Consider the following 8,959-nt stretch of genomic DNA (forward strand, 5'->3'; position numbering starts at 1 on the left):
GCTCTGGCTCTGGCTCTGGCTCTGCATGGTTTAGTTCGGTTAAATTTGTGTCAATATCTAATGACAAATTATCTGCCACAGGCTCTTCATCTAAACCTGCATCTACTTCGTCATCAACCTGCAGAGCATCATCGAGTACTGGTGCTGCGTCTTCAACACTGAGAGCCGGTTCTAACTCTTCAGAGATGCTCGATTCATCATTAAAATCAGAATCTAAAGGACCGGAAGCGTCCAGTAATGGATCAGACTGTGGGGCAGAACTCAGCATGTCATCAATAAAGTCTTCACTATCAAACTCTACTGGTTCTTGTTCTTGTTCTTGTTCTTGTTCTTTAGCATTGTTCTCAGCAATATCCGTTTCCACAACGTCTGGTGCCGGTAGATCATCAGCAATAAGATTGTCCTGCTCATCCTCTATCGCTTGCTCTTCTATTGGCTGTTCTTCAGTCTGCTGTTCTTCTCTCGACGAATCTTCCATCGCGTCGACTTGAGCATCACGTTCACTATCACTTTCTAACCCTTGCTGTTCAATCTCTAATAGTTCATCAAACAGTTCTGTACCATCGGATTCAAGATCATCGCTCGACGCCAGCAATTCATCTAATGTTTCAGTTTCATCTAGAGTCGGGGTCGAGACAGCCGAGTCAATCAACTCGTCCAATAGATCGATACTGTCGTCTTCGATTTCTACCGGGTCGCTATCGAGTTCATCACTTCCATTAATTACTTCATCAAGGGTCTGTGTCGACTCGTCACGTATATCAAGCTCGCTCTCATCATCGGATTCAGACAACAGCTCATCGAGCAGATCCGTGCTGTCAGAACTGATATCAATATCCTCTGAATCTTCTGCTGTACTTGCAGCATCCGACTCAGACAACAGGTCATCCAATAAGTCGGTACTGTCAGAACTAACGTCAATCTCTTGATCTTCTTCTAAAAGTTCATCGAGCAAAGCAGTTTCATCAATAGATTGCTGCTCTAACGATTCGAGATCGGCTTGAGACTCAATCTGCGCAAACAGATCATCGATTTCACTATCACTGGCAAGCGGTGCATCGCTTAAATCAAACTCATCCTCTGTCTCTACTGACGCCAATATATCGTCGATATCATCATTAGATGGATCTTCCACATCGAGATTGAAATCATCCGCGGACTCTTCCAATAGCGAATCGATATCAAATGTATCATCACTGTCAGCGTCATCGGCGGCTTCACTGAGTAGCTCATCGAGTAACGATTGATCTAATTCATCGTCAGCGAGGTCTTCGGTCTCTTGATCGCCAGATAATAGAGCCTCGATATCATCCTGAGACATTTCGCCGTCATCAGACAGGTCAAAAGCATCGTCATCATTGGATTCATCGGTTGAGGCTTCATCCAGCGCTCGCTCCATCTCCTCGAGCCCAAGAGCTTTATCATCAGCATTGACACTGATGCCGTTTGAGCTTGTATCTATATCCTCAATATCAGCATCGAGATCGCCATTATCAGCGATGTCTGCAAACGGATCGGATCCATCTTCATCTTCTAGGCTGAAATCTAAATCATCGTCATCTAAGCCCGCGAATATATCGTCTTCAGCGTTCGAATCGTCTAAATCAATGTCATCACAAAACTCTGGCTCTATCTCATCATTATCACTAAACAGGTCATCATCAAGCAGGAGATCATCGTCGATGCTCTCATCCAAGTTTGAAGGTGGGACAACAGGCGCTTGAGATACTGGAGCCTCTTGAGTGACAGCAGACTCTTCCTGTTCATTTTTCTTCGAACGACGACCAATCAACAAAATAACAATCAACCCAATGATAAGCCCAGGTATGATCGCCATCGCTGCAACAAACAGGTTATTCGCTAATAATTGATCCAAAAGCGATGGTTTTAGCTTTTGCTGCTCTGCCAGTCTGTCACGCTCTTCTTGAAGTAGTTTTTCTACTTCTGAGCGAATTCTATTTTCATCACCAAGTTCATCTTTTAGGCCATCCACTTCTAATTGAACTTCAGACAGCATTAAGCGTAATTTGTGATTTTTTTCTTCTAGCGCCATCAATTCGCTTTCAGAAAGGTCCAACTCATTTTTCAGCATTTCAACTTGTGTGTCTTTTATCGCTGGTGCTGGTGAAACGGGCGGTGTTGGGTCGACGGCCTTTGTCTGATTGTCTGTGCTGTTAGTCTTAACATCAATCGGGGCTTTTGTTTCTTTTTCTGGAGTGGGGTTAGCAGCCGCTACCTCTACCGGTGTTGGTGTAACCTTACCGGTGAGCTTGGCCTGGTGTGCGGCCATCACATTCACCGCTTCTTGCGTAGAAACGTTTTGCACTTGGGCTAATGATGGAATGCGTAAATTGCTCCCCGGAATCAGACTGTGAATATTTTGATCTTCAAATGCACGGGGGTTTAATTGATAAATAGCCAACAACGTTTGTTGAACTGACAAATTAGGGGAAGGCTTAACTTGAGATGCTATTCTCCATAGCGTGTCTGTGCCAGTGGTAGGCCCATAAAATTGAGCAGGTTCACTGCTGCGTGAACGTGTGATTTGTTCCGAAAACTGGGGAGAGGGTTGTACCTCACCGTTTGGACCTTTCAGGCGAATGCTTTCTGCACTAACGATAGAAGTCTGAGTCACGGCAACTATTGCTAACGGCAATAATAGTCGTTTTAAAATTTGACGCATATAAAGGCTCAGTTTTGTGCTTATGAGAAAAAAGTTATGATCTGTTAAATATATCGGATAAACCGAGTAAAACTATAGGATGAGAGGCAAAAAATGTGTGGCGGATGGAATATTAGCAGGAATCTCACAGATTTCTGGTCGAATTAGACCCAATCAATGAAAAAGCCTCACACAGTGGTGAGGCTCTAATATTCACAGCAAGGTGAGACTAAAGGTAATCTCTGATTAAGAGTTCAGCGATTTGAACCGCATTTGTCGCTGCGCCTTTACGCACATTATCTGCAACTACCCACATGTTGATTCCGCTGTGGTGGCTAATATCGTTACGGATACGCCCTACCATGACGTGATCTTTACCATTTGCATCGACAACCTGAGTTGGGAACTCATTGCCTTGGAATACTTCGATGCCATCGGTACTTTCTAGCAATTCAATAGCTTGCTCAGCACCAATCGGTGAGCGTGTTTCTATGTGCAAAGATTCTGCGTGGCCATAAAAAACCGGAACTCGAACACAGGTTGGATTGATGGTGATAGAGGAATCATTAAAGATTTTCTGCGTTTCCCATACCATTTTCATCTCTTCGCGAGTGTAGCCATTCTCTGTAAACTCATCAATTTGAGGAATACAGTTAAATGCGATTTGTTTAGAGAATGCCGACGTATCTGCTGGCTGACCATTGAGCAGTTTTGCTGTTTGCCCCGCCAGTTCATCAATACCTGCTTTACCCGCGCCAGAGACTGACTGATAAGTTGAAACGTTAATGCGCTCAAGACCCACTTCATCATGAATAGGCTTTAATGCCACCACCATTTGAATGGTTGAACAGTTTGGGTTAGCTATGATATTACGGTTACGAAATTCAGCAATCGCCTCTGGGTTGACTTCTGGAACAACAAGTGGGATGTCGTATTCGTATCGAAACTTAGAGGTATTGTCGATAACAATCACACCTTCGTCTGCCGCAATTGGCGCCCACTTCTCAGACAAGTCTCCACCTGCCGAGAAAAGAGCAAGATGCACTTGAGACCAATCGAAATCTTCGACGTTTTGTACTCTTACTGTTTTACCATTAAAGCGATATGTTTTACCTTCGCTGCGCTCACTGGCAAGCAAGTACAGCTCTCCAACCGGAAACTCACGCTCTTTCAATACTTCGATGATCGTTTCACCGACTGCACCTGTTGCGCCTAATATCGCAACATTAAATTGTTGGCTCATTACTTACCTCAACGTTAAAACCTAGATCAGCCAGTGGTTGTAGATTGCAATCTTCACCACCAACTAACGTGACCGCACTGTATTCACGGCGGTCCCAATACTGCTTTCGCATTAAATCAAACGAACCCGGTTGCGCAATTTCACGACGAAAAACTGCGTCATCTCTGCGTACATCATATATCAACTGGGTAATATTATTCAGTGTTGCTTCATCCCATTCGCGTTCTAACTTTAATTGAGAAATTGGCGCATCGGGTAATAAATCGGGAGCATCGGCTTCTAATGTGTTGCCTAAAAACTGACAGTACGAATTAAATATCATTGTCGTGCCGCGGGCTTTTCCTTCTAAACCGTAACCAGCCACATGCGGGGTGGCGAATGCTAACAGAGGAAGCAGATCCATATCAACTTTCGGTTCAAATTCGAATACATCAAGCGCGGCAACGAAGCCATCTTGACGCTGTAAACGCTGTTTTAACGCTTGATTATCAACAATCGGCCCTCGTGCAGCATTAATCAGAATTTGATCCGCTCTAAGACGTTGAAGTATAGCGTCGTTAATCAAGTGGTGCGTAGGATGTTCGCCATCTGTCGTGATTGGCGTATGGAGAGAGATGATATCCGCAGTATCGAGCAAGTCGTTTAATGGGGTGAATGCTCGAGAGTCCCCTTGTTCTTGTTTAGGAGGGTCGTTAATCAGCACTTGGATACCGATGCCTTCCAAACACCGCGCTAAATAACTGCCTACTTGCCCGGCGCCAATAATCCCAACCGTTTTATCAAAGATTGAAAAGCCATGTTGCTGAGCCAATACCATCATCACACTGACAACGTATTCCGCAACGCCTACCTTGTTACAACCAGGGGCTGCGGTAAATTGAATACCTTTCGATTCCAATAGCGGTTGATCAACGTGGTCCATCCCAGCAGTTGCGGTGCCCACAAACTTAAGCTTATTGGCCTTGGCAATCAGGCCTTCATTGACCTTTGTTACCGAGCGAATCATTAACGCATCAATATCAACCAGATCCTCTGCGGTTAACGTTCTGCCGGGCTTGAGTATCACCTCACCCAACTGGCTAAACAGCTGTTGTGCGTAAGGCATATTTTCATCAATGAGAATTTTCATAGTGGTAACCGTAATGAACTAAAAAACAAAGAAAATGATTCAAGTGATTGTGCTTAAAACTAAAGCTTGTGTAAACCAATGCTTCTGTCGAGCAGAAATAAAAATGCCCGACTCCAAAAGGAATCGGGCGAAACATCCAGAACAAAAGGAATTTGTCCCGCTCTCCGTGGGACAAAATTTGCGTCTGTTCAACCGTCTTATCAACTAAGGCGGTCAGCTCTGGAAACTGGTGCGCTCACTTGAGCGTCATTCAGTTATTAGTTTTCGTGGATTGAGCCTAACCTTGGTATTTTTTGATCACCAATGTTGCGTTCGTACCACCAAAACCAAAGCTGTTAGACATCACCGTAGTGAGCGCCTGTTCACGTGTTTCAGTCACGATATCAAGGCCTTCAGCGGCTTCGTCTAGGTTTGAAACGTTAATGCTAGGAGCGATGAATCCGTGCTCTAACATTAGCGTTGAGTAAATCGCTTCATGGACACCAGCGGCACCAAGTGCGTGACCTGTCATCGCTTTTGTTGCTGATATTGCAGGGCTGTTTCCGCCAAAGACTTCTTGAATAGCGCCAAGCTCTTTCACGTCACCAACTGGTGTCGAAGTGCCGTGAGTGTTCACATAATCAACACCATCGACATCTTGCATGGCCATCTTCATACAACGCACTGCGCCTTCACCTGAAGGAGCGACCATGTCGTAGCCGTCAGACGTCGCGCCGTAACCCACGATTTCACCGTAAATTTTCGCGCCACGAGCTAAAGCATGCTCTAACTCTTCGACCACGAGCATACCGCCACCGCCAGAAATTACAAAACCGTCACGGTCTGCATCGTAAGTGCGAGAAGCTTGCTCTGGTGTGTCATTGTACTTAGAAGAAAGTGCACCCATTGCATCAAACATCATGGTCAGAGACCAATCTAGCTCTTCACCACCACCAGCAAAAACGACATCTTGTTTGCCAAGTTGGATAAGCTCCATAGCGTGACCGATACAGTGCGCTGATGTTGCACAAGCGGAACTCATTGAGTAGTTAACACCGCGGATTTTAAACGGCGTTGCTAAACACGCAGAAACCGTTGAAGCCATGGTACGCGGAACCATGTAAGGTCCAACACGTTTAACGCCCTTGTTACGAAGAATATCGACCGCGTTGACCTGGTTCAATGACGATGCGCCACCTGAGCCTGCTACAATACCAGTACGCTCGTTTGAAACCTGGTCTTCAGTCAAACCAGAATCCGCAACGGCTTGTTCCATAGAAAGGTATGCAAACGCTGCCGCATCACCCATAAATCGCATTTTTTTGCGATCAATATGGTCTGCAGGCGTCATTTTAAGGTTACCCCAAACTTGAGAACGTAAGCCATTTTCTTTGAACTGTTCTGAAGCTGTGATACCTGATTTACCTGCTTTTAAAGACGCTAAAACTTCTTCGACGTTGTTACCGATACTTGAAACAATACCCATACCGGTGATTACGACTCGTTTCATGTGACATTCCTATAATTCAAAATTCTGCTAGATAATAACTAAGAAGGCCAACAAAAGTGGTCAGCTTTCCTATAAATTCGTACAATCTCTTTCTATATATGGCCCAACACTGCGAATTTCAATCTTTATGACTTCAATAACTCACGCTCAGATCGCATGGAATGAGACGGGAACACCTGTTTCTGACCAGTTCGATGATGTTTATTTTTCCAACGCAAATGGCCTTGAAGAGTCTCGGTATGTCTTTCTTGATCAAAACAACCTTGACGTTCGCTGGAAAAACCTTAATCAGCGACGCTTTGTTATTGCAGAAACCGGATTCGGCACTGGCTTGAACTTTCTAGCGGCTTGGCACCGATTTGATGCCTTTCGACAACAGCACCCCGAGTCCGCAGTAAAAGAATTGCATTTTGTGAGTTTTGAAAAATACCCGATCACGATCGCTGATCTTATCAAAGCTCACCAAGCATGGCCTGAGTTGGCTCAATATGCAGAGAAGTTACAGCAATACTACCCTATTGCCGTCCCAGAATGTCATCGTATTGTTTTAGACGATGGTGCGGTCACACTCGACTTGTGGTTTGGCGATATCAAAGAGTGTATGCCACTCGTACCCACTCCGAAACTAGGGCTAGTGGATGCATGGTTCCTAGATGGTTTCGCCCCAAGCAAAAACCCAGAAATGTGGAATCAAGATCTGTTCAATGGCATGGCAGTGCTGGCCAAACAAGATTGTACCTGCGCCACATTCACAGCAGCCGGCTTCGTTCGTAGAGGGCTGATTGAAGCGGGGTTTGAAATGAAGAAAGTGAAAGGTTTTGGCACTAAGCGAGAAATGATTGCGGGCCATTTACCAATTAAGGTTCCAGCCAGCAACATTAAGCCATGGTTTGCTTTATCAGAGCCTAGCCACCACGAGGATATTGCAATAATTGGGGGAGGAATAGCCAGTGCCGCCTTGGCTAAAACACTCGCAAGACGGAATAAAACGCTGACCCTATATAATGAACATAAAGCCGCGGCAGGCAATGCATCTGGCAACAATCAGGGGGCGATTTATCCACTTCTGAGCGAAGCAAAATCCAATGTATCTCGTGTCTTTGGGCCAGGCTTGTTGTTTGCCCGTCAATTTGTTGACCAGTCAAGCGAGAACATAACCTTTGACCATGACTGGTGTGGTGTCAATATCCTTATGTGGAACGATGCATCACGTAAAAAACTCGAACGCATGCTCGCAGGTCACTTTCATACCGACTTGATCACCAGACAAGACGCTCAGCAAACTAACCAAACCGTAGGCCTAGACACCGATATGGAAAGCGTTCACTTTCCACTTGGAGGCTGGGTAAGCCCATTACAATTAACCCAAGGTTTGCTAAACCAGCTTGAAGAAGAACGCGCCTTGACGGTGCATTATGAGCACCATGTAGATTCAATCTCTTGGGTGGAATCGGATCAAAAATGGGCACTGACCATAACGACGCCTACTGGTGTTGTGACCACTCACCACCACCAAGTGGTCGTCGCCAATGGGTATAAGTTCAGTGCATTAGAACCGACTAAGGCCATTCCCTTGACCCCAGTCAAAGGTCAGGTCAGCCATGTGCCAACGACAGAGAATTTGAGTAAACTAAAAACGGTCTTATGCTTCGATGGGTATTTGACACCACAAAACCCAAAGAACGGGCACCACTGCATTGGGGCTAACTACGATAAGAGCAATATCAATCAAGATTTTGATGGTGAAGTACAAGTGCACAATGGTCAACGGTTAGCCACATGCCTGCCAAAACAAGAATGGGCCAACGAGGTTGATACCAGTAGCAATCAATCTCGACAAGGCATACGCAGTGTTAGCCGCGACCATCTTCCGTTTGTGGGAAATGTAGGCCACTTTGACGCCATTACTGAACAGTATCAAAACCTCCATAATTTCAATCCTAAAAGAGACTCCCTTGACAGTGTTCAACCTGTCACAAGCTACCCAAATCTCTATTGCTTTGTTGGTTTAGGCTCTCGCGGGTTAAGCTCCGCTCCATTACTAGCGGAAGTACTGGCATCACAAATCTGTGGCGATCCTTTACCACTGCCTGTTGATGTTCTTGAAGCGATTCATCCAAGCCGAATGTGGGTAAGGCGTTTAAGGAAAGGAAAAGCACTGACGGCTGGCTGGGTAGCTGATAAGAAGACTTAATCCCAAAAGCAAAAAGCCCGAATCGCTTAGTACGTCTCGGGCTTTACTCTTGAATCGTTATTTGGAAGGATCAAGTCAATTAGCTAAGCTTACTGACCGCGTCTTTCAGTTGAGCGACGATATCATCGTTGGTTATCGCATCTGTCCCAACGTCAAAATTTTCGTAAAAGTTCGGTACAGAAACTGATGCTACGACATTGCCACCAAAATACGGCGCAGAGCCAGTAGCCGCTGCTAATACA

General features: G+C 45.3%; 5 protein-coding genes and 1 pseudogene. 1 reads left to right on the top strand and 5 read right to left on the bottom strand.

What is annotated here, in order from left to right; genetic code table 11:
• From ACP45E_RS08660 to fabB, 4 genes are all read right to left on the bottom strand, one after another.
• On the bottom strand, positions 1-2,683 hold a 2,683-nt coding region (locus ACP45E_RS08660), incomplete at its 3' end, for a FimV/HubP family polar landmark protein (RefSeq protein WP_277815693.1).
• Between the two features lie 208 nt (positions 2,684-2,891).
• Complete coding sequence (locus ACP45E_RS08665) at positions 2,892-3,905, bottom strand: aspartate-semialdehyde dehydrogenase (protein ID WP_017036030.1); 1,014 nt, start codon at positions 3,903-3,905, stop codon at positions 2,892-2,894.
• Positions 3,889-5,034 (bottom strand): 4-phosphoerythronate dehydrogenase, encoded by a 1,146-nt coding sequence (locus ACP45E_RS08670; protein WP_017036029.1) that lies wholly within the window; start codon positions 5,032-5,034, stop codon positions 3,889-3,891. Before ACP45E_RS08670 ends, ACP45E_RS08665 begins: the two co-directional genes overlap by 17 nt.
• A 277-nt stretch (positions 5,035-5,311) precedes the next feature.
• A complete protein-coding gene (gene fabB, locus ACP45E_RS08675; protein ID WP_017036027.1) occupies positions 5,312-6,523 on the bottom strand; it encodes a beta-ketoacyl-ACP synthase I in 1,212 nt (403 codons plus the stop codon).
• A 127-nt stretch (positions 6,524-6,650) separates the two neighbouring features.
• Here fabB and mnmC point away from each other — a divergent pair, with 127 nt between their 5' ends.
• Complete coding sequence (gene mnmC, locus ACP45E_RS08680) at positions 6,651-8,717, top strand: bifunctional tRNA (5-methylaminomethyl-2-thiouridine)(34)-methyltransferase MnmD/FAD-dependent 5-carboxymethylaminomethyl-2-thiouridine(34) oxidoreductase MnmC (RefSeq protein ID WP_017038853.1); 2,067 nt, start codon at positions 6,651-6,653, stop codon at positions 8,715-8,717.
• A 79-nt stretch (positions 8,718-8,796) separates the two neighbouring features.
• On the opposite strand, the pseudogene ACP45E_RS08685 reads toward mnmC, so the two are convergent.
• Positions 8,797-8,959, bottom strand: a pseudogene (locus ACP45E_RS08685) (NADPH-dependent FMN reductase); the annotation flags it as partial.

It is taken from the genome of Vibrio genomosp. F10 str. 9ZD137, from assembly GCF_049974785.1.
Classification (GTDB): Bacteria; Pseudomonadota; Gammaproteobacteria; order Enterobacterales; family Vibrionaceae; genus Vibrio.

Coding starts and splice junctions, on each gene's coding strand:
- ACP45E_RS08665 (WP_017036030.1), bottom strand. CDS start 3,905: ATGAGCCAACAATTTAATGTTGCGATATTAGGCGCAACAGGTGCAGTC.
- mnmC (WP_017038853.1), top strand. CDS start 6,651: ATGACTTCAATAACTCACGCTCAGATCGCATGGAATGAGACGGGAACA.
- fabB (WP_017036027.1), bottom strand. CDS start 6,523: ATGAAACGAGTCGTAATCACCGGTATGGGTATTGTTTCAAGTATCGGT.
- ACP45E_RS08670 (WP_017036029.1), bottom strand. CDS start 5,034: ATGAAAATTCTCATTGATGAAAATATGCCTTACGCACAACAGCTGTTT.